The sequence below is a fragment of the Streptomyces sp. NPDC058579 genome (assembly GCF_042718575.1).
Classification (GTDB): Bacteria; Actinomycetota; Actinomycetes; order Streptomycetales; family Streptomycetaceae; genus Streptomyces.
In genome coordinates, this window is sequence record NZ_JBHXPI010000005.1 from 112950 (window position 1) to 133157 (window position 20208).

Here is a 20208-nt window from a genome sequence, read left to right on the forward strand (position 1 = left end):
TCATATTTTTCTCGCTTTGTGTCGGCTTCGGTCCTCAGGAGGACGCCGCATGTCGCCAAGAGTCCGTCGGTCCCTCGGCTCCCTCGTCGCCCTCCTGCTGATGCTGGCCGGGGTCACGGCCCTCGGGGCGACTCCGGCCCAGGCCGCGACCGAGGAGATCACCGTCAGTCTGTACCGCGTCGTCGAGCTGTCGTGCAACGAAGGCGACGGCGAGGCCTGCGGAAACGACTACTACCCGAAGTTCGAGATCGACCATCAGGGCCTGTACGACGGCAAGGACGACTACTGCTGCGCCCACGGGGACGACATCCGCACCGACTGGGTGCACAAGAAGACCGTGGACACGACGCGTAGTCCCGTCGACATCCACATCGAGCTGTGGGACCAGGACGACGGCAGTGCTGACGACATCATCAACTGGGTCCGGGGCCAGGACGACCTGGACCTCAAGTTCGACATGAACACCTGCGTCTTCACCGGCGGCGGTCTGACCACTCGACAGGGCGCCGGCATCCCGACGCTCGCGGGGGAGAGCGAGACGGGTGGCGAGGACTCCGCCCGGGGGTACTTCACCATCACCACCCCGTCCTGTATCGAACGCTCGAAACGCACGGACAGCGACGGCGACGGCATCATGGACGCCTGGGAGACCCCGGGCCGGGGCCTCGACCACAACGGCGACGGCACGGTCGACCTCCCGCTCGGCGACGCGCCGTACAGGGCCCTGCCGTACCGCAAGGACCTGTTCGTCGAGGTCGACTACATGGCCGAGAACAAGCCGCAGGCGGGAGCTCTGGACGACGTGGTCCAGGTCTTCGCGAACGCACCTGTCGACCCGTACCCCGACCCGGCCGAACCCTCCAGGACCAAGTACCAGGGCGTCGCCCTCCACGCGGTGGAGGACGAGACCGTACCGTCGGTGGACGAGTTCAAGTTCGAGTCCGACGGCCCGGGCGCGCTGGACGACTTCAACGACATCAAGAACGGCAACCCGGTCGTCCAGCAACCCGCGGCCTGCTCGGGGCACTTCGGCACCGCCGCCGACCGCGCACAGCCCAACTGCGTGAACATCCTGAACGCCAAGCGCCTGGTGTACCGCTACATGCTCTTCGGCGACAGCTACGCCGAGTACCCCACGTCGGGGGGGATCGCGGAGTACGACGGCGACACTCGGCGGGGTGGCAACGACTTCGTGGTGACGCTCGGCTCCTTCCGCGGCTCCACGATCGACGAGGCCGGTGGGTGGAGGCCCGCCGAAGCCTCCACGTTCATGCACGAGCTCGGACACACCCTGGGCCTGGGACACGGTGGCGGCGACTCCATCAACTGCAAGCCCAACTACCTCAGCGTCATGAACTACACGCTCAATTTCGCGGTCCTGGACAAGACCAGACCCCTGGACTTCACCAGCGCCGCCAGGGGCACCGCCCTCGGCCTGACGGCCGACACACAACTCGACGAGTTCCGTCTCAACGAGAACAACGGGCTCTACGGGACGCCCGGCCCACCCGCCCGGAACACCGTGTACGGAGTCGAAGGCAGGACCAGGGTCCGTCCCGCGACGAACGGCAACATCGACTGGAACGAGTTCAACGGGGACCGGGAGACCTCGGCCATCTCCGACGTCAACTACGTCCAGTCCGCCTGCAATTACCGGGAACCGGGGCAGATCCTCAACGGATACGACGACTGGGCCAACATCCAGTACAACCCCCGTCTCGACGTCGCGTTCTTCGGCAACGGCCCGCGCGGCGAGCTGCCGGTGGAGCTGACCGAGGCGTTGGTCCTGGCCATGTCCCAGAAGGCCGACCTGAAGATCACCAAGTCGCCCGACCGGACCGACGCGGTCGGCGGGGACGCCATCACGTACACCACGACCGTGACCGACCTCGGGCCCGGTACCGCCACCGCCGTCAACGTCACCGACACGCTGCCGGACGGCACCACGCAGCAGCGGGCGCTGCCCGACCTGGCCAACGGCGAGAGCATCACCGTCACACCGGCCTTCACCTACAACGTGCCGTGCGACACCAAGGACGGCACGGTCCTCGCCAACCGCGTCACCGTCACCGGAACCGACACCAACGGCGTGCCCGACCCGTACACCGACGACAACACCGCGCAGGCCACGACCACCGTCCACGCCCCCGCGCTTACGGTGGACAAGACGGGGCCCGCGACGGCCGCGGCCGGCGAGGCCATCACGTACACCCTCACGTACGAGAACACCGGCAGCGGCGCCGCCTCCGGCGTCACCGTGACCGACACGCTGCCGGCCGGCCTCCACTACAGCCCGGAGCTCGACAGCGGCGCCGGGCCGAAGCCGAGCACGGTCACGGTCAACGCCGACGGCTCCCGCACGCTCGTCTGGAACGTCGACGACCTGCCCGGCCGTTCCGGCGCCCAGAAGATCGTCTTCAGCGCCCGGTCGTCGCTCCTGGCCCCCTCGGGCACGGCCTACACGGACACGGTGTCCGTCAGCTACGGGAACGCCGGCGGGTCCTGCGCCTTCACCCCGGTCACGGCCTCGGCCCGGACGACGGTCACGGCCGAGCCGCCGACCCGGAACCCGCTGCCGTACGAGTTCTGGCAGGCCCACCCGGCGATGTGGACCGCCGAACTGCTCGCGCGGATCCAGGCCACCGACCAGCGCTACGACACCGACCGGGACGGGGCCCTGTCGGCCGCGGAGATCCGGGCGGCGTTCGCGGAGGACATGCTGCGTGGGAGCGAGCTGAGGAAGCAGCTCCTGGCCACCTACCTCAACCTGGCCGAGCGGCGCATCAACGCCGGCACGGTCATCAGCCCGAAGCCGGCCCACGACCCGGTGCTCGGCACCGTGCGGGCCGCGGCCCTCTACGCGCAGGAGACCCTGGCGCTGCCGGCGGACCAGCCGGACCTGTCGCGCTACGGGGACATCGTCCACGTCATGCTCGGCATCAACACCAATGTGATCGAGGTGTACTGACGGAACTGACGGAATAGCGGACAGCTGCCGCTCAGTCGATGTGGACGATCTGGAAGGCCTCCGCCATCCGGCCCGGCGGCAGGCCTCCAGCCGTGGCGTGTTCGGCCAGCCAGGTCCGTAACAGGCCCGACAGGTCGTCGAAGTGGGCCGTCTGCGAGGTGTGGATGCGCAGGGCCTCCACCTTGCGGTCGAAGACCGTGGTGACGTCCACGTACTGATTGGGCGTCGGTCCTGTCATCAGCCACAGCTCGTGGACGGTCCACGGCTCCAGGCCCTCCTCCTTGAGGAGGGAGGGGTGCGCGAAGGGGTTGCGGGCCTCCGGGTAGACCGCGCGGAGGCCCGCGTCGCCGACCGCGCGGTGGTCCGGGTGGAGGTCCGCCGCGCGGGCCCAGTTGATCTCGGGGGACGGGATGACCACCCGCTGCGGGCGTACCTCGCGGATGACCCGGCACAGGTCGCGGCGGAGTTCCACGCTCGGCTCCACGAAGCTGTCGGGGTAGCCGAGGAAACGGACGTCCGCGACGCCGCTGAGCTTCGCGGAGTGGACCTGCTCGGCACGGCGCAGGTCCGCCATCGCCTGGCGCGGGAGCCGCGCGTCGTAACCGCCCGCGTCGCCGTCCGTGACGATGCAGTACGTGACGCGGGTGCCGTGCTCGATCCACCGCATGACCGTGCCGCTGACGCAGAACTCGATGTCGTCCGGGTGCGCGGCCACCACCAGCAGGGACTCGGGGGGTGTGCGGTTGAAGTCCTCCATGGGGCCAGCGTGTTGGTGGGGGCGGGGGCGTCGCAAGGCCAAGCCGTGGCGTGAACTGGACATGGCACTTACGCGCCATTCAAAAACTTGGTACGTTCAAATAAGTGGGTGGGACAGGGGTGCATTCCGTGCATGGGATGCATGGGATGCAGACGACCCGGAGGCGACCGTCATGTGCAGGATCTTCGGCTCCTTCGCCGCAGGCGCAGGGGCAGGGGCAGGCGGCGCCGGGGCGGGTGCCGCCATCGCCCGAGCCGCCCGGCCCGACGCGGCCGAACTCGCCGCCGTCTCCGCGCGCCAGCGCCACGGCGGCCCCGACGAACACCAGGTGCTCAGCGGGGCCGGCTGGTCCCTCGGCTGCGACCGGCTCGCCGTCACCGAGCCCTGCGGCGGACAGCAGCCGTACCGGCTTCCGCACCTGCCCGGCATCCTCGCCGTCCTCAACGGCGAGATCTACAACCACACCGAGCTGCGCCCGCACCTCGCCGCCCGGGGCCACCGCTTCCCCGACCGCTGCGACGGCACGGTGCTTCCCGCGCTCTACGCCGAGTACGGCCCGGCGTTCGCCGAGCACCTGGAGGGCATGTTCGCCGTCGCCGTCCTCGACCTCAGGCCCGGCCGGACCCAACTCGTCCTCGCCGTCGACGACATGGGCATGAAACCGGTCCACTGGCACCACGACCCGGCAGACGGCTCCACACGGTTCGCCTCCGAGATCCCGGCCCTGCTCGCCTTCGAGGGCGTACGGATCGCCCCGCGCGAGGACTCCCTCGACACGGTCCTCGCCACCCGTACCTCCTTCTCCTCCCGGACCGCGCTCGACGGCATCGAGGTCCTGGCGCCGGGCGCCACCGCCGTCGTACGGCCGGGCTGCCGCCCGCTCGTACGGCGCCGGGCCCCGCACCGGGGCTCTGTGGACAGTGGGTTCGGTACGGAGGACGTGCTGCGGCGGGAGGTGCGCAGGCTCGCCGAGTCCGAGCTGCCCGTGTGCGCGATCACGAGCGGCGGGCTCGACTCGGGGCTCGTCACGGCCCTCGCCGCCGAGTACGCCCGCGAGACCGACGCGCCGCCGCTGCACACCTTCCACCTCACCTACCGCGGCCGCTGGCCCGACTCCGAGGCCGCCCACGCCCGCTCCGTCGCCCGCCGCGCGCGTACGGTCCACCACGAAGTCGCCCTGGATCCGGACGAGTTCGGCTCGCTCCTGACCCGTACGGTCCGCCATCTCGGGCAGCCCAACGCCGACCCGATCGCCCTCTCGACGTACGCCCTGTTCCGCGCCGTACGGGAGGCCGGCTTCACGGTCGCGCTCGCCGGGGACGGGGCGGACGAGCTGTTCGGCGGGTACGAGCGGATGCGGGCCGCCCTGGAGGCGCCCGAGGGCGAGTGGGTCGGAGGCTACGTCGACGCGCTCTCGGCCGCGCCCCGGCTGCTGCGCGAGCACCTCTACACGCCCGCGTACCGCGCCTACATCGCCGAACACGGCTCCGCCGCCGACCGGATCGAGCAGGAGCTGCGCGCGTGCGGCCCCGACCGGGCCACGGCGCTGACCGCCTTCGAGACGCGCTGGCGGCTGCCCGCGTACCACCTGCGGCGCGTCGACCACCTGTCGATGGCCTGGGCCGTGGAGACCCGGCTGCCGTTCTGCCAGCCCGGGGTCGTCGCGCACGCGCGCGCACTGCCCCCGGGGGCGCTGCGCGGCAAGCGGGCGCTGTACGAGGCGGGGCGCGAGCTCCTGCCGGCGTCGGTGCTCGCCCGGCCCAAGCAGCCGTTCACGCTCCCCGTCGCGGCGATGCTGACCCCGGGCAGCCCGCTCCTCGACACGGTCCGCGACCTCCTCTCGCCGGCCCGCCTCGTCCTCGGCGGGAAGCTCCGCGCCGACCGCGTGCGGGGGCTCCTCGCGCGCCAGCTGGAACGCCCCAACCAGCGGGACGCCCAGGCCCTTTGGGCGCTCGCCGTCCACGAGCTGTGGACGGACGTGGTGCAGGGGATGCGGATCCCGGTGGGTTGCGTGGCGTGAGAGCGGGCCTTTCGTACGGTTCCTCGCTCGTCGAGGTCGCCGTCGTGCGCGCCGAGGATGCGCCCGGCCCGACGCTCGTCGTCGAGGTCGAGCGCCTGCCGCCGGGCGCGCTGGCGGTCACCCGCGAACTTGCTGCCCTGCGGGCCGTTCTGGCCGGCACGCCGTACGCGCGCGTGGACAAGATCGCGCTGTACGGCCCCTCGGTCCGCCCCCGCCCGGGCGCCGACCTCGACTACCGCTTCGTGCAGGCCCTCCCCGGCGGCGGCTTCGACTTCCGCGCCGGGTGCGGCCACTCCCTCCTCGCCTGCGTGGTGGCCGCAGCCCGCCCCGGCCCGGTCACAGTCCATGCGCTGACGACGGGCGACCTCGTCCGCTGCACCCCTGAAGGGCCCGGGGAGACCACCCTCGCCTTCCTCCGCGCCCCCACCGCCCCCGGCACGCTCCCCACCGGCCGCCCGGTCGACATCGTCGGCGGGTTGCCCGTGTCCGTCGTCCGGTACGGGAACCCGTACGTCTTCGTGGACGCCCGGCACCTCGGCGTCCCGACCGGCCGCGCGCTCTTCCGGGCCGGGGAAGACGTCCGCCACGCCCTGCTCGCGCTGCGCGCCCACGCGGCCCGGCTCCTCGGGTACGACGAGGGTTCCGCGCTGCCCAAGGTCGCCGCGTTCAGGGCCGAGGAAAGCGCGCTCGCCGTCCGCGCCCTCACCGTCGGCGGCTGGCACCCCCGCCTCGCGCTCACCGGGGCCGCCGCCCTCGCCGCCGCCGGGGCGCTGCCCGGGACCGTCGTACCCGACCTCGCCGGACGGCCCGTGCGGACGCCCGGCGGGCGGACCGTCAGCGTCTCCGCCGGGGTCGGCCACGTCGCCGTACGGCACAAGCGCGCCACCGTGCTCGAACGGCTCGAACTGCCCTGGCGTATCCACGCAACGGCGTGAATGCGCACCCCTCTCACCGGGCCCGCGCCGCCTTTCCTCTGCCACGCTGAATGACGACCGGAAATCGGTATTCATGGGGAGAGCGGACCAGAATGAAATTCGAGAACCTGCGTGTCGTCGTGACCGGAGCCTCCCGCTATTTCGGCCGCGCCCTCGCCGTCGGATTCGCCCATCTCGGCGCCGAGGTCTATGTGTCGGCCCGTACCGTCGAGGCCGCCGAGCGCACCCGTACGGAAGTCATGGGGTCCGCCCGCGACCGCATCCACGCCTTCGGCTGCGATCTGAGCCGGCCCGCCGAGATCCGCGCGTTCGCCGCCCAGGTCGGCGAGCGCACCGACCGCGTGGACCTGCTCGTCAACAACGGCGCCCGCTGGCTCGACGCCATGGACCTGGAGGCGGCGGGCGACGAGGAGATCGTCGAGACGATCGAGTCGACGGCGGGCGGCACGGTCCTGATGGTCAAGCACTTCCTGCCGCTGCTCCGCGGCTCGCACCGGCCCGACATCGTCAACATGGTGGCCGTCCGCGACGCCGAGGGCGCCTCGGCGGCCACCGGCGGCGCGCACGAGGCGTTCTGGGCGGCGAAGAGCGCGCAGGCGGGCTTCGCCGACATTCTCGCGCGCCGACTGCGTCCCTCCGGCGTCCGCGTCTTCTCCCTCTACCCGCCCGACTTCTCCACCTCGGACCCGAGGTTCGCGGAATGGGAGGGAGTGACATCGGCGGACGGAATAGGCCCCGACGAGAAGCTCACCACGCAGGCCCTTTTCGAATGCGTCGTCTACGCCGTCGAGCAGCCCCGTGACTGCTTCATCCGCTCCTTCCATTTCGAACCCCGCTGAACCGCTGAACCCCGCTGAGCCTCGGAGCAGCACCCAGCAGCTCATCAAGGAGGTCCCATGACCACCCCCGTCTGGATCACCGCGACCCCTCCGGCCACCCACGGCGAACTGCACATCGGTCATCTCGCGGGGCCGTACGTCGCCGCCGACGTCCTCACCCGGTTCCTGCGCGCCGAGGGCGAGCCCGTGCGGTTCACCACCGGCACCGCCGACCACGCCAGCTCCGTCGAGGTCCGCGCGCTGCGGCTGCACCGCAAGCCCGAGGAGGTCGCCGAGGGCTACCGCTCCGCGATCACCGCCGACTGGCTGCGCTCGGGGGTGGAGTTCGACCACATCGTGCGCCCGCGCCGCGACCGGGGCTACGGCCGCTGGGTGCAGGAGCTCTTCAGCCGGCTGTACGCGCAGGGGGTCATCGCGCCCCGCACGCGCCTGCTGCCCTACTGCGAGCCGTGCGAGCGCTGGCTGCACGGCGCCCACGTCACCGGCACCTGCCCGCACTGCGGCGCGGTCAGCGGCGGCGGGATGTGCCACGAGTGCGCGCGCCCCAACGACGGCGGCGACCTGATCCAGGCCCGCTGCTCGCTCTGCGAGACGCCCGCCCTGTCGCGCCGCTGCCGCCGGCTCTACGTCCCCCTCGAACCGTTCCGCGAGGCGCTCGCCGACTACTGGGCCACCGCCGGCCTCCCGCCCCGGCTCGCGGCGCTGTGTGAGTCGCTCGTGGAGGACGGGCTGCCGGACATCGCCGTCGGCCACCCGGCCGAGTGGGGGCTCCAGGTGCCCGTCGAGGGCTTCCCGGAGCACCGGATCGACGGCTGCTTCGAGGCCGCCGCCATGCACCTCTTCGGCTACGACACCAAGGGCCCGCTGCCGCGCCGCACCATCCACTTCTGCGGCTTCGGGCACGCCTTCTGCCACGCCGTGCTGCTGCCGGTGCTGCTCCTGGCCCAGGACATCAAGCTGCCGCAGGACTTCTGCGTCAACGAGTCGTACGTCGTCGAGGAGGGCGTCCAGGAGGGCAACGTCTGGGCGCTCGACCTGCTCACCGAGTACGGCTCCGACACCCTGCGCCGGCACGTGCTCCAGGCCCGCCCGCTGGGCCGCCGAACGGTCTTCCACCGGGACCGCCTCGCCGCGGCCCGCCACGAGCTCGACGAGAGCTGGAACAGCTGGCTCGCCCGGCTCTTCACCGCCGTACGCGAGGAGTGCGCCGGTCTCACCCCGCAAGCGCTGCCCGGCGGCACCGGCTGGGAGGTCCTGGAACGGCGGCTGCGCCGGGCGGTGGAGGACCTGCGCGAGGCGTACGGCCCCGATGCCTTCGACCCGCGCCGCGCGGTCGCCGTCCTCGACGAGATGGTCCGCTCGGTCGCCGACTTCGGCCACGTCAACGCCCACGAACGCTGCCGGCCCAGCACCACGTGCCCCCATCTTCCCGCCCTCGCCGCCCAGTTGGCGGTCGCAGCGGCGCTCTCGGCCTGGGCGCGTCCGGTGATGCCGGAGGGCGCCGACCGACTGGCCGCCGCGCTCAAGACCGAGCCGGGCGGCCCGATCGACGCGACGGCGCTCACCCCACCCGCGCCCGGTACGCGTCTCGCCCCGCCGTCGGGACCGGTCTTCGGCTTCTGACGGCTCACCCGAGTTCCCCAAGCGCCCCCAAGGCAATCCCCTCAAGCGCCCCCCACCCCAGCGCCGTCCCACCCATCCCTGCCGCGTGGACCGTGCGCGCGCGACGCGCGGGGGCACGTGGCCCGCCTCCCCAGGAGCCCCACGTGTCCCTGCGCGTCGCCATGCTCAGCGTCCACACCTCCCCGCTGCACCAGCCGGGCACCGGGGACGCCGGTGGCATGAACGTCTACATGGTCGAACTCTCCCGAGCACTCGCCGAACAGGGCGCCCAGGTCGACCTGTTCACCCGCTGCCGGGGCGAGGGCCGGCCCCCGCTGGTCGAGCTCGCCCCCGGGGTCCGGGTCCGGCATCTGCACGCCGGGCCGCGCCGGGCGCTCCCCAAGGAGGCCATGCCCGGGCTCGTCGTACCGTTCTCGCTCGCCCTGCTCAAGGAGAGCGCCCGCTACGACATCGTCCACTCCCACTACTGGCTCTCCGGGCAGGCCGGGCGCATCGCCTCGGCCGGCTGGCGGATACCCCTGGTCCACACCGCGCACACCCTGGCCCGGGTGAAGAACGCGGCGCTCGCGGCGGGCGACACCCCCGAGCCCGAGCTGCGGATCCGCGGCGAGCACCAAGTGGTGGAGTCCGCCGACCGGTTGATCGCCAACACGGCCGACGAGGCGGCCGCCCTCGCCTCGCTGTACGGGGCGGCGGTACCGCGCACGGAGGTCGTACGGCCAGGCGTCGATCTGCGGACGTTCGGACCCGCCCCGGGCGGCAGGGCCGCCGCCCGGGCGCGTCTCGGGCTGCCCGCCGACGCCTTCGTACCCCTCTACGCCGGCCGCATCCAGCCCCTGAAGGGCCCGGACGTCCTCGTACGGGCCGTGGCGGAGCTGCTGTTCCTCGCCCCGGAGCTGCGCCGCAGGCTCCTCGTCCCGGTGGTCGGGGGTCACTCGGGGGCGTCCCGGGAGGGTTCGGCCTGGCGGCTCGCGCGGGAGCTCGGGGTCGCCGATGTGCTGCGGCCCAGCCCTCCCGTACCGCAGGAGCGGCTCGCGGACTGGTACCGGGCGGCCGATGTGCTCGTGGTGCCCTCGCGCAGCGAGTCCTTCGGCCTGGTGGCCCTGGAGGCGCAGGCGTGCGGGACGCCGGTGCTCGCGGCGGCGGTCGGCGGGCTGCCGACGGCGGTGTGGGACGGGGTGACCGGACTGCTCGTACGCGGCCACGACCCGCTGGAGTACGCCCGCCGGCTGCGGTGGCTGGCGGAACATCCCCGGGCGGGGGCGACGATGGGGGAGGCGGCGGTGGCGCACGCCCGGGGGATGAGCTGGCGGGCCTCGGCCGCGCGGACGGTCGAGGTGTACGAGGCGGCGGTGGGGCAGGGGCGGCGGCACGCCCCTGCCCCGGCGGCCCCTCTCTCCTGGAGGAACGAGAAGGCCGTCGCACGAGTCTAGCATTTGTTTTGGTTGGACCAAAGGTGTGGATAGATCTGGATCGCTCTGGATCGCTCCGGATTCTTCAATTCCGATACGGCGAGCGCGTATTGGCACTTTGACGCATCCACGCCATGGCGGATCCACGCATGGAGAAACTCTGGATCCCTTTCACGGTGCGGGCCAATATGGAGATGTCTTCAGGGAGCTCCCGGCGGCACGGGCCCCCGAAGTCGGAATTCGCATTCCAACTCCTGGAGGAAACATGTCTGCTGCGCGTATAGCGGGTATTCGGAAGACGGTCCGCCAGTTCGCCGTCGCGATCGTGGCCTGTACGGCCGTCGCCGGCGGCGCGGCGCTGGTCGCGGCCCCCGACGACACCGCGCCCGTCGGCCCGCGCATGGTGGCCGACGGTCAGGACAACGGCTGGCCCGTCCCGCCGCCGTCCCCGGCCCCGACCGTCAACTGACCAACCGGCCCACTGATCAACTCAGCACCTGCTGAACGGAATTCGTACCGGGGAGTCGAATCGGGCCCCGCGATCGCCGCGCGCGATTGCGGGGCCCGACCCGTGTCCGGGCCCGCGTAATTTCCTCGGTCAGTCCAGCCAGCCGAGGCGAACCGCGCGCGCACCCGCCTCGAATCGGCTCGACGCGCCCAGTTCCTGCATGAGTTCGGAGATCATCCGGCTCACCGTCCGCAGCGAAACCCCGAGCGTGCGGGCGATCTTCTCGTCCTTCATTCCCGAGGCGAGCATGTGCAGCGCCGCCCGCTGCTGCTCCGAGAGCCCGTCGCCGCCCCGCTCGGGAGCCGCGTCGTCGCCGTACGGCGTGGCCGTGTGCCAGCAGTGCTCGTACAGGCTCAGATACGGCCGTACGAGCGCACTGCCCCGGGCCAGGATCGCGCCCTCGCCGGGGTCCTCCGGGCGGATGGGCACGAGGGCGAACTGCCGGTCGGCGATGATCAGGTTCAGCGGGACGGACGGGGCGAGCCGGATCTCGACCCCCAGCTCGGCGCGCCGGCCGAGGAACTCCGCCATCTCCGGCAGCGCCGCCTCCTGTCGACCGTAGATGGCGCGGACCCGCACCCCGTTGCCGATCTGCCGGCGGTCGCGGTCGAGCATCCGCTCCGGGTTCTGGCGCCCGGGCGTCCCGGGGTGCAGGGAGGCCGAACTCTCCTGCATCACATCGGTGATGTCCTCGATCGCCTGCTGGATGCGGCGGTAGTCGGTGAGCGCCTCGACCTCCGCCTCCGCCCGGGTCAGCGCGTCGGCCCGCAGGAAGGTGCCGGCCAGGGTCTCCAGGGTGCTGTACGCCCGGTCGGCCTCGGCGAGGTGCTCGCGCAGCCGCTCCCGCTCCCGTTCGAGGAGCCGTAGCAGCGCGATCTCGGGGTCGACCGCGGCGACGACATCGGTGTCGGAGCGCCAACTGCCGTCCTGGACGGCGGTGACGGTGGCGTGCGCGGCGCCGGTCGGGACGATCAGGCCCAGCGAGACGAGGGCGTCGCGACATCGCTCGTACTCCTCGGGCGCGAGCCGTAAGTCCGCGTACGCCTCGCCGAAGCCGGACACCCCGCGCCTGCGCAGTTCCTGATAGAGGGTCAGGACGTTGTCATCCCGCCCGGGCGCGTCGATCGCGCTGTCCGCCGCGCCGGTGCCAGTGCCGGCGCCTGTGCCGATGCCCGCGTCCGTGACCATGGCGAAGTGACCCCCTCTTCGTCCTCTTCGTCCGAGTCGCCGCCCCGCCTCACCCTGTCACAGGGCCCGGCGACGAGCCGAGATGCCGATCTTGGATGTGTCCTGCGTCACGCATCGCCCTCGCCGTCGAGCAGCCCGAGCCTGGCCGCCTTCACCCCGGCCTCGAAGCGGCTGGCGGCGCCCAGTTCGTGCATGACCTCGGAGAGCAGCCGGCTGACCGTCCGTAGCGACACCCCGAGGTTCTTCGCGATCTGCTCGTCCTTGATGCCGGAGGCGAGCATCCGCAGGGCCGCCCGCTGCTGCTCGGAGAGCCCGTCGCCGCCGCGCTCGGGCTTCTCCTCGTCGCCGTACCGGCCGGCGGCCTGCCAGCAGTACGCGTAGAGGGCGAGGTACGAGCGGACCAGGCCGGGCCCGCGCGCCAGGAGGCTGGCGGAGTCCGGGTCGTGGGGATCGGTGGGCAGCAGGGCGAAGTTCTCGTCGGCGAGCACCATGTTCATCGGTACGACGGGGGAGAGCCGGATCTCCACGCCGAGCGCGGCCCGCTCCTCCAGGTGCTGCGCCATGTCCGGTACGGAGCTGATCCGGCGGCTGTACATCGCGTGGACGCGCACCCCGCGCTCGCTGAGGGCCCGGTCGCGGGCCAGTTCGGCGGCCATGTCCTCGCGCCGTACCGACCCCGTGTGCATGGAGTGCACGGAGGCGCGGACGGTCTCGCCGAGCGCGGCCAGTTCCTGGCGTACGCGTACGGGGTCGGCGACGACCTCGACGTCGACGGCGGAGCGGGGTGCCGTACCGGCCCGGAGGAACGGTCCTGCCAGCGTCGCGAGGGTGGTCTGGGCCCGGCTGGTCTCGGCGAGCCGATGCTCGAGCCGCTCGCGCTCGCGCTGGAGGAGCCGTACGAGCGCGACATCGGGCTCGACGACGGCTTGACCCTCCGGGGGCTCCGGCGGAGTGGGCCGGGGCTGGGCCTCAGAGGGCTCCGGCGTAGTGGGCTGGGCCTGGGCCTCAGGGGGTTCCGGTGCCGGCTCGATCAGGCCGAGGGCGGTGAGTTCGGCGTGGCAGCGCTGCCGGTCGGTGGCGGAGAGCCCGAGGCCGTCCGCGACGTCGTCGAAGACGGCGGTGGGCCGGGCACGGAGTTCGAGGTAGACCGCGAGAGCCTGTTCGCTTCCCGTACGCGTCCCGGTGGCGTGTTTGGACACTGAGCAGCAGACTCCCCCCGGACCCGTACGGGTCCCGTTGAATCGCCCCGCTAGACCCTGCCACAAAATCGAACGCCCCGCACGGGGTTCAACCGGCCGCGCAGTCGGGGCACAGCCCCTTGAAGACGATCTCGGCGTCGCTCGTCCGCCAGCCGGGCAGGGCGCCGCGCGGGGGCTTGGGGGCGGGCGCGTCGACGTTCTCCACACGGCCGCACCGGACGCAGAGGGCGTGCTGGTGCGGGGTCCCCGACACCTCGAAGACGGCGGGCAGGCCGGGCCGGTCGAACTTGGTGACCAGGCCGGTCTCCTGGAAGTGCCGCAGCATCTCGTACACGGCCTGGCTGGTGAGCGTGCCGAGGCGTTCGCGCGCGGCGGCGGCGATCGCCTCCACGTCGAGATGGCCGGCGGAGGCGAGCACCGTGAGCACCTCGAGGCGGGGGCCCGTGACCCGGAGGCCGACGTCGCGCAGGCGCTGGATCACCGCCTCGCGGTCCGAGAGTTCTTCCACGACTGCCATCTTCTCCGCCCGGCACGGTCGATCGGACCGACCTGGTGACCTGGTCGACCTGGTTGGAACTGGTCGATCGATCTGGTCGGCTCAAACTTTTGTGGGCATCGTACCTCTTGTCTCCCCGGCGCGGCAGATGAGGAGCACGCTCTCGGTCCGTTCGTCGATGCGGTGCCGCCGCCGGCCCTCGATGCGCAGGCCCGCGGAGCGCAGCTCGGCCGCGAGGCGCTCGGGGTCGACGATCCACTTGTCGGTGGTGAGCACGACCCGTTCGTCGGAGCGCTTGCCGGTCCTGGCCGCGTAGTAGGTGATCCGCTCGCTCATCGTGGGCAGGTCGAAGACCTGCCGGGCGACCACCCACTCCTCGACCCCGTCGAACCGGGGGACCTGGAACGTCCAGGTGCGCGACGGCTCGGTGACGAGGCCGTGGCGCAGGTGGGAGGTGTAGTCGAGGGCGAGGGCGCCGCCGGTGTCCAGGTGCGTGGCGATCTCGCGGAGCAGGGTGGGGCGGGACCGTGGCGGTACGGCGGAGACCATGGCGCCGGCCAGGAGCGCGAGGCGGTAACTGCGGTGCAGGCGGAGTTCGGTGAGGTCGGCGCGGGTGGTGAGGACGAGCCGGGCGACCTGGGGGCCGATGCGCCGCGCCCAGGTGTCGAGCCGGGCCAGGGCGGCGGGGTCGCGGTCGACGGCCTCGACGGCGAAGCCGTGCCGGGCGAACGGGACGGCGAGCCGCCCGGCGCCGGAGCCGAGGTCGAGGACGGGGCTTCGGGTGCCATGGGGACCGGTCGTGGTCGCGCGGGCGAGGTCGAGGTAGCGGACGATGTCGGCGCTGTGGGGCCCGAGGAGGGCGTCGTACAGCCAGACGGCGTCCTCGCCCCAGGGGGAGACGGACTCGAGACCCGGCAGGGCGTCGGTGTGGGGGTCGTATCGGGACGGCAGGACCGGCGCGAGCGCGGCGCCGCTCGGTGTGTGCATCGCTCCTCCAGGGGCTCGCTCGGTCCATGCCGTCCGCGAAGCGGGAACCCGTGCCGCCGGGCGACCGCGTCGCGCGTCCATGGTGCCGGGGGAGAGCGCGCCGCTTCCAGGTTCGGCGACGGCGTGAACACGCGATGGCGTTCATCTGCCAGGCGATGGGCCCTGTGAGGAGGAGTTACAGCGGGCGGCCGAGGCGAGTCGGGTTGAGGGGCGCGAAGCCCTGGCTCTCGTAGAAGGGGAGGGACGGGTCCTTGTCCGCGTCCGAGGGGAGCGTCACGCGCTGTGCGAACGCCCCGAACCCGAGCATCCGCTCCGTCGCCGCGCCAAGCAGCGCCGAGCCCACGCCCCGTCGGCGCGAGGACTCGGCCACGGCGAGCGCGTACACCTCGCCCTCGCCCGGCACCGGGACCCCGCCGGCCGCCGCGCCGACGATCGTGCCGTCCTCGCCGGTGGCCACGAGCCAGCCGAGCCAGCCGGGCGCGCCACCCGGAATTTCAATTTCCGCGCGGATGCGCGGAAGTGCGCATTGGGTGGACACGAGTCGGTGCACCGGGATTTCACCGAGGATTTCGTGGTAACTGCCCCGAATGGCATCCGCCAGCAGCCTGGATATCGTCGCCGCGTCGGCGGCCGCCGCCGCCCGCACGTCAGCCAGCTGCATTGGTTCGTACCCTTCGACGTGCCGAGCCCCAGCGTCAACATACCCACACTAGCCGGGAATTCAGGGCCGCGGGACGGATGGTGACCGATGTGAAATCTACGAATTCACTTAGTAATGAGCCGCTGAAACGAGTCGGTTATCCGGGTACGGAACAACACGCGGCGATCAACGGAGCCATCGCCCCGGCGGCCGTCGAGATCGCGAGCATGCCGCGTAGCACGGGGTGTCCCGCGCTGTACGGAGTGAGAATGCGCCGCATCCGCAGCGCGGCCGAGGGCCCGCCCGCCGCGAGGGCCTCGCGCGGTGCCTGGCCGGACGCGAGCGCGTACAGGGCCGTCGCGAGCGCGTCGCGCGAGCAGCGGCGCAACGCCCGGTCGTCGGCGGCCATTTCGAGCAGCAGCGGTACGGCGGTTCCGCCGTGGCGGGCGAGGGGGAGGCGGGGGAAGACGGTGGCGAAGGCCTCCGTCGCCGCGACGAGGAGGTGGTGCCGTCCCGCGATGTGCGCGCGCTCGTGCGCCAGCGCGGCCGCCAACTGCGGTGCGGTGAGGGTGTCCAGGGCGCCGGAGGAGACGACGACGCGCCGGGAGCGGCCCGGCAGGCAGTAGACGGCGGGGCGGGCGTGGTCCAGCACGGTGGCCCGCAGGTCCGAGTCGTACCGCCCGACCAGGCGCAGCACGCCCGCGTGCCGCAGCCGTGAGCGGCGGGCGCGCAGCAGCTCCCGTACGAATCCGGCGGTGGGCAGCCCGAGGACGGCGAGGGCCAGGGCGGCGGCCGTGTACTGGCGGGCGGTCAGGTCGAGGAGGGCGGCGGGGGAGGGGAGGTCGAGCGTGACGACCCGGTCGGTCAGCCGGTGGCTGCTGTCCCCGTCGAGGACGAGCTGGGCGGGCAGCAACGCGGCGGCCCCGGCGAACACGGCCCCGATCACCGCCCACACGGCGAGCCCGAGCCGCGGCACCTGCTGCGCCCAGCGGGCCCGTACGAGGAGGCAGGGGATCAACACCCCACAGACGAACGCGAGCCCGAGCGGCAACAGCACGTGATGACTCACACGCCACCACCGGGCAGGCCGTGGCGGGCCGCGTCGCCGAGCGGCGCGTCGGTACGGGGCGCGTCGGTACGGGGCGCGTCGGCGCCGCGCGCGTCGCCACCAGGGCCGCCACTGCCGGGAGGTGCCTGGCGGGGGGCGTCTGCTCGGGGCGCCTCGCCACCGAGGGCGCCACGACCCGGGCCGCCGTCGGCGGTGTCGCCGCGACCGGGGCCGCCCACCCCGGGCCTGTCCTGCCCCCGGGCCGAAGGCTCTCCGTCCCCTTCCCCGTCCCCATCCCAACCCCCGCGCGCCATCCGCAGCGCGGCGTCCAAGGCGCGCATGTCCTCGGGGGAGATGGTCTCCACGAAGCGGAGGAGGGCGGCCGGGCGGTCGGCGCTGTCGCCGAGGGCGTCCTGCATGAGGGCCGCGGTGTACTCCTCGCGGCTGCGGACCGGTTCGTACAGCCAGGCCCGGCCGGCCTTCTCGCGGCGCAGCCAGCCCTTGCGGTGGAGGATGTCCGCCACCGTCATCACGGTCGTGTAGGCGACCCTGCGCCCCAGATTGATGTCGTCGACGATCTCGCGGACCGTGGCGGGCCGTTGCCAGGCCCACAGCCGGTCCATGATCTCCGCCTCCAGCTCTCCCAGTCGGCGCACGCGCATCCCCTCCCCTCGCGTCCCCTCGCGGGCGGCCCATCGTACGGGCCGTCGAACCGCCGCAGACACCTCAGGCATACCCCCTAGGGGTACAATGACCGGATGTCGACCCTCATGAGGAACCGCCCCTGCGCGAAGGTCTGCGGCCCCGGTCTGCCCGGTTCGGTGGAGCTGACGCTCCTCCGGGCGGTGCTCGGGCTCTGTCTCCGCCTGAGCGTCACCGTGACCGCCGACTGCCCTTCACACAAGGGCGGTTGAGCCCCGCAAGGCGCTGCGGCTACGTCCTGATCAGCCGGGCGATCGCCTTCGACGCCTCACTCACCTTCACCTTCGCCTGGTCCCCGCCCTGGGCGATCGCCTCGGTCACGCAGCAGCTGAGGTGCTCGTCCAGGAGGGCCACGGCGCAGGACTGCAGCGCCGCGTTGATCGCGGAGACCTGGGTCAGGACGTCGATGCAGTACACGTCCTCGTCGACCATCCGCTGCACCCCCCTCACCTGCCCCTCGATCCGCCTCAGGCGTCTGATGATGTCTTCCTTGTGCTGTCCGTACCCGGCCATGGCAGGCTCCTCGGCTACTCGTCCACTCGTCTACTCGCGAGCTACTCGTCGAGCTACTTGTCGGCGGCCTGGAAGCCACGCAGGCGCAGGCTGTTGCCGACGACGAAGACCGAGGAGAAGGCCATCGCGGCGCCCGCGATCATCGGGTTGAGCAGCCCGGCCGCGGCGAGCGGCAGGGCGGCCACGTTGTAGGCGAAGGCCCAGAACAGGTTCGAGCGGATCGTGCCGAGCGTGCGCCGGGAGAGCCGGATCGCGTCGGCCGCGGCCCGCAGGTCTCCCCGTACGAGCGTCAGGTCGCCCGCCTCGATCGCGGCGTCCGTGCCGGTGCCCATCGCCAGGCCCAGGTCGGCCTGGGCGAGCGCGGCGGCGTCGTTGACGCCGTCACCGACCATGGCCACCGAACGCCCCTCCGCCTGCAGCCGCTTGACGACGTCGACCTTGTCCTGCGGCATGACCTCCGCGATGACCTCGTCGATGCCGACCTCGGCGGCGACGGCCTCCGCGACCGCCTTGTTGTCGCCGGTGAGGAGGATCGGGGTGAGGCCGAGGCCGCGCAGCCGGCGGATCGCCTCGGGGCTGGTCTCCTTGACGGCGTCGGCGACCTCCAGAACCGCGCGGGCCTCGCCGTCCCAGGCGACGGCGATCGCGGTCTTCCCGGCCGTCTCGGCGGCCTCCTTGGCGGACTTCAGGGAGGCGGGCAGCTCCATCGCCCACTCCGTGAGCAGCTTCTCCCGGCCGACGAGGACCGCGTGGCCCTCCACGATGCCCTGGACACCGAGACCGGGGATGTTGGCGAAGTCCTCGGGGGTGGGGAGCGTACCGACCTTGGCGGCGGCGCCGGTGGCGACGGCCTGCGCGATGGGGTGCTCGGAGGAGTGCTCCAGGGCGCCCGCGAGGCGCAGTACGTCCGTCTCGTCCGTACCGGCGGCGGTGTGGACCTTGATGAGCGTCATCCGGCCGGTGGTGACCGTACCGGTCTTGTCCAGGACGATCGTGTCGACCTTGCGCGTGGTCTCCAGGACCTCGGGCCCCTTGATCAGGATGCCGAGCTGCGCGCCGCGCCCGGTGCCGACCATGAGCGCGGTCGGCGTGGCCAGGCCCAGGGCGCAGGGGCAGGCGATGATCAGTACGGCGACGGCGGCGGTGAAGGCGGCCGTCAGACCGGCGCCGGTGCCGAGCCAGAAGCCGAGGGTGCCGAGCGCGAGCGCGATGACGATCGGTACGAAGACGGCCGAGATCTTGTCGGCGAGGCGCTGGGCGGCGGCCTTGCCGTTCTGGGCGTCCTCCACGAGCTTGGCCATGCGGGCGAGTTGGGTGTCGGCGCCGACGCGGGTGGCCTCGACGACGAGGCGGCCGCCGGCGTTCAGGGTGGCGCCGGTGACGGAGTCGCCGACGGAGACCTCGACGGGTACGGACTCGCCGGTGAGCATGGAGGCGTCGACGGCGGAGGAGCCCTCGACGACGGTGCCGTCGGTGGCGATCTTCTCGCCGGGCCGGACCAGGAAGCGGTCACCGACCTGGAGTTCGGCCGTGGGCACGGTGATCTCGCGCCCGTCCCGGAGGACGGTCACCTCCTTGGCGCCGAGCTGCATGAGCGCCTTGAGGGCGGCGCCCGCCTTGCGCTTGGAACGGGCCTCGAAGTAGCGGCCGGCCAGGATGAAGGCGGTGACGCCGGCGGCGGCCTCCAGATAGATGTTCCCGGCGCCGTCGGTGCGGGCGATCGTGAACTCGAAGGGGTGGGTCATGCCCGGCGTACCGGCGGTGCCGAAGAACAGCGCCCACAGGGACCACAGGAACGCGGCGATCGTGCCGACGGAGATCAGGGTGTCCATGGTGGCCGCGCCGTGCTTGGCGTTGGTCCAGGCGGCCTTGTGGAAGGGCCAGGCGGCGTAGACGACGACGGGCGCGGCGAGGGTGAGGCTGAGCCACTGCCAGTACTCGATCTGGAGGGCCGGGACCATCGCCATCGCGATGACGGGGACGGCGAGCGCGACGGCGGTGACGAGCCGCTGCTTGAGGGGCCGGAGCTCTTCGTCGGCCTTCTCGTCGTCGGTGGGGCCGTCGCTGCCGTTGGCGGGGCGCTCGGGCTTGGGCTCGGCGGCGGTGTACCCGGTGGCCTCGACGGTGGCGATGAGGTCGTCGACGGAGATGTCGGCGTCGGCGTCGAAGGTGACCTTGGCCTTCTCGGTGGCGTAGTTGACGGTGGCCTCGACCCCGTCCATGCGGTTGAGCTTCTTCTCGATCCGGGCGGCGCACGAGGCGCAGGTCATGCCGCCGATGGCGAGCTCGACCTGGGCGGCGCCTGGGGTGGTGGTGGTCATTTCCTGCTCCTCGGTACTGCGGGGTGCGGGGGCCGGGGCCCATGGGTGGACG

17 protein-coding genes and 1 pseudogene are annotated in these 20208 nt (G+C 72.5%); 8 read left to right on the top strand and 10 right to left on the bottom strand.

Annotated features, from left to right (window positions below):
* The first annotated feature begins 49 nt into the window (after positions 1-49).
* Positions 50-2968 carry a hypothetical protein gene (locus ACFWRO_RS09290; protein ID WP_384506610.1) on the top strand — a complete coding sequence of 973 codons (2919 nt, stop codon included), beginning with the start codon at positions 50-52 and terminating at the stop codon, positions 2966-2968.
* A gap of 31 nt (positions 2969-2999) precedes the next feature.
* Here ACFWRO_RS09290 and ACFWRO_RS09295 read toward each other — a convergent pair whose 3' ends face one another.
* Positions 3000-3725 (bottom strand): PIG-L deacetylase family protein, encoded by a 726-nt coding sequence (locus ACFWRO_RS09295; RefSeq protein ID WP_384506612.1) that lies wholly within the window; start codon positions 3723-3725, stop codon positions 3000-3002.
* Positions 3726-3897: 172 nt separating this feature from the next.
* Between ACFWRO_RS09295 and asnB the strand changes: the two genes are divergently transcribed.
* The 6 genes from asnB (at position 3898) to ACFWRO_RS09325 (ending at position 11023) form a co-directional block, all read left to right on the top strand.
* Entirely contained in the window at positions 3898-5745 is a 1848-nt protein-coding gene (gene asnB, locus ACFWRO_RS09300) for an asparagine synthase (glutamine-hydrolyzing) (RefSeq protein ID WP_384506614.1), read from the top strand.
* Complete coding sequence (locus ACFWRO_RS09305) at positions 5742-6680, top strand: PrpF domain-containing protein (RefSeq protein WP_384506616.1); 939 nt, start codon at positions 5742-5744, stop codon at positions 6678-6680. Before asnB ends, ACFWRO_RS09305 begins: the two co-directional genes overlap by 4 nt.
* Positions 6681-6772: 92 nt before the next feature.
* Positions 6773-7519, top strand: a complete 747-nt coding sequence (locus tag ACFWRO_RS09310; RefSeq protein ID WP_384506618.1) for an SDR family oxidoreductase — start codon at positions 6773-6775, stop codon at positions 7517-7519.
* A 57-nt stretch (positions 7520-7576) separates the two neighbouring features.
* Entirely contained in the window at positions 7577-9142 is a 1566-nt protein-coding gene (locus ACFWRO_RS09315; protein WP_384506621.1) for a class I tRNA ligase family protein, read from the top strand.
* 143 nt (positions 9143-9285) lie between these two features.
* A complete protein-coding gene (gene mshA, locus ACFWRO_RS09320; RefSeq protein WP_384506624.1) occupies positions 9286-10575 on the top strand; it encodes a D-inositol-3-phosphate glycosyltransferase in 1290 nt (429 codons plus the stop codon).
* Positions 10576-10819: 244 nt separating this feature from the next.
* A complete protein-coding gene (locus tag ACFWRO_RS09325) occupies positions 10820-11023 on the top strand; it encodes a hypothetical protein (RefSeq protein ID WP_384506627.1) in 204 nt (67 codons plus the stop codon).
* Between the two features lie 129 nt (positions 11024-11152).
* On the opposite strand, the gene ACFWRO_RS09330 is transcribed toward ACFWRO_RS09325, so the two are convergent.
* From ACFWRO_RS09330 to ACFWRO_RS09360, 7 genes and pseudogenes are all read right to left on the bottom strand, one after another.
* Positions 11153-12250 (bottom strand): LuxR C-terminal-related transcriptional regulator, encoded by a 1098-nt coding sequence (locus ACFWRO_RS09330; RefSeq protein ID WP_384506630.1) that lies wholly within the window; start codon positions 12248-12250, stop codon positions 11153-11155.
* A 107-nt stretch (positions 12251-12357) separates the two neighbouring features.
* A complete protein-coding gene (locus ACFWRO_RS09335; protein WP_384506633.1) occupies positions 12358-13449 on the bottom strand; it encodes a LuxR C-terminal-related transcriptional regulator in 1092 nt (363 codons plus the stop codon).
* An 88-nt stretch (positions 13450-13537) separates the two neighbouring features.
* Positions 13538-13957, bottom strand: coding sequence for a Fur family transcriptional regulator (locus ACFWRO_RS09340; protein WP_384506635.1), 420 nt, complete (start codon positions 13955-13957; stop codon positions 13538-13540).
* 90 nt (positions 13958-14047) lie between these two features.
* On the bottom strand, positions 14048-14932 hold the full coding sequence (locus tag ACFWRO_RS09345) for a class I SAM-dependent methyltransferase (RefSeq protein ID WP_384506638.1): 885 nt from the start codon (positions 14930-14932) through the stop codon (positions 14048-14050).
* Positions 14933-15107: 175 nt separating this feature from the next.
* Positions 15108-15593: a GNAT family N-acetyltransferase gene (locus tag ACFWRO_RS09350; RefSeq protein WP_384506641.1), complete on the bottom strand. Its 486-nt coding sequence runs from the start codon at positions 15591-15593 to the stop codon at positions 15108-15110.
* Positions 15594-15729: 136 nt separating this feature from the next.
* Complete coding sequence (locus ACFWRO_RS09355) at positions 15730-16641, bottom strand: M56 family metallopeptidase (RefSeq protein ID WP_384506644.1); 912 nt, start codon at positions 16639-16641, stop codon at positions 15730-15732.
* Between the two features lie 278 nt (positions 16642-16919).
* A pseudogene (locus ACFWRO_RS09360) lies at positions 16920-17276 on the bottom strand (BlaI/MecI/CopY family transcriptional regulator); the annotation flags it as partial.
* A gap of 102 nt (positions 17277-17378) precedes the next feature.
* Between ACFWRO_RS09360 and ACFWRO_RS09365 the strand changes: the two are divergent.
* Positions 17379-17534: a hypothetical protein gene (locus ACFWRO_RS09365; protein ID WP_384506647.1), complete on the top strand. Its 156-nt coding sequence runs from the start codon at positions 17379-17381 to the stop codon at positions 17532-17534.
* 19 nt (positions 17535-17553) lie between these two features.
* Here the strand turns inward: ACFWRO_RS09365 and ACFWRO_RS09370 are convergent, their stop codons facing one another.
* The gene (locus ACFWRO_RS09370; protein WP_250766246.1) at positions 17554-17835 is read right to left on the bottom strand and encodes a metal-sensitive transcriptional regulator; all 282 of its coding nucleotides are present in this window, start codon (positions 17833-17835) and stop codon (positions 17554-17556) included.
* A 53-nt stretch (positions 17836-17888) separates the two neighbouring features.
* Positions 17889-20156 (bottom strand): heavy metal translocating P-type ATPase, encoded by a 2268-nt coding sequence (locus tag ACFWRO_RS09375; RefSeq protein WP_384506650.1) that lies wholly within the window; start codon positions 20154-20156, stop codon positions 17889-17891.
* Positions 20157-20208: the final 52 nt, after the last annotated feature.

Bases quoted from the DNA above. Each gene is read 5' to 3' on its own strand.
- ACFWRO_RS09370 (WP_250766246.1), bottom strand. From the start codon at position 17,835: ATGGCCGGGTACGGACAGCACAAGGAAGACATCATCAGACGCCTGAGG.
- ACFWRO_RS09345 (WP_384506638.1), bottom strand. From the start codon at position 14,932: ATGCACACACCGAGCGGCGCCGCGCTCGCGCCGGTCCTGCCGTCCCGA.
- ACFWRO_RS09375 (WP_384506650.1), bottom strand. From the start codon at position 20,156: ATGACCACCACCACCCCAGGCGCCGCCCAGGTCGAGCTCGCCATCGGC.
- ACFWRO_RS09330 (WP_384506630.1), bottom strand. From the start codon at position 12,250: ATGGTCACGGACGCGGGCATCGGCACAGGCGCCGGCACTGGCACCGGC.
- asnB (WP_384506614.1), top strand. From the start codon at position 3,898: ATGTGCAGGATCTTCGGCTCCTTCGCCGCAGGCGCAGGGGCAGGGGCA.
- ACFWRO_RS09350 (WP_384506641.1), bottom strand. From the start codon at position 15,593: ATGCAGCTGGCTGACGTGCGGGCGGCGGCGGCCGCCGACGCGGCGACG.
- ACFWRO_RS09295 (WP_384506612.1), bottom strand. From the start codon at position 3,725: ATGGAGGACTTCAACCGCACACCCCCCGAGTCCCTGCTGGTGGTGGCC.
- ACFWRO_RS09365 (WP_384506647.1), top strand. From the start codon at position 17,379: ATGTCGACCCTCATGAGGAACCGCCCCTGCGCGAAGGTCTGCGGCCCC.
- ACFWRO_RS09315 (WP_384506621.1), top strand. From the start codon at position 7,577: ATGACCACCCCCGTCTGGATCACCGCGACCCCTCCGGCCACCCACGGC.
- ACFWRO_RS09290 (WP_384506610.1), top strand. From the start codon at position 50: ATGTCGCCAAGAGTCCGTCGGTCCCTCGGCTCCCTCGTCGCCCTCCTG.
- ACFWRO_RS09325 (WP_384506627.1), top strand. From the start codon at position 10,820: ATGTCTGCTGCGCGTATAGCGGGTATTCGGAAGACGGTCCGCCAGTTC.
- ACFWRO_RS09310 (WP_384506618.1), top strand. From the start codon at position 6,773: ATGAAATTCGAGAACCTGCGTGTCGTCGTGACCGGAGCCTCCCGCTAT.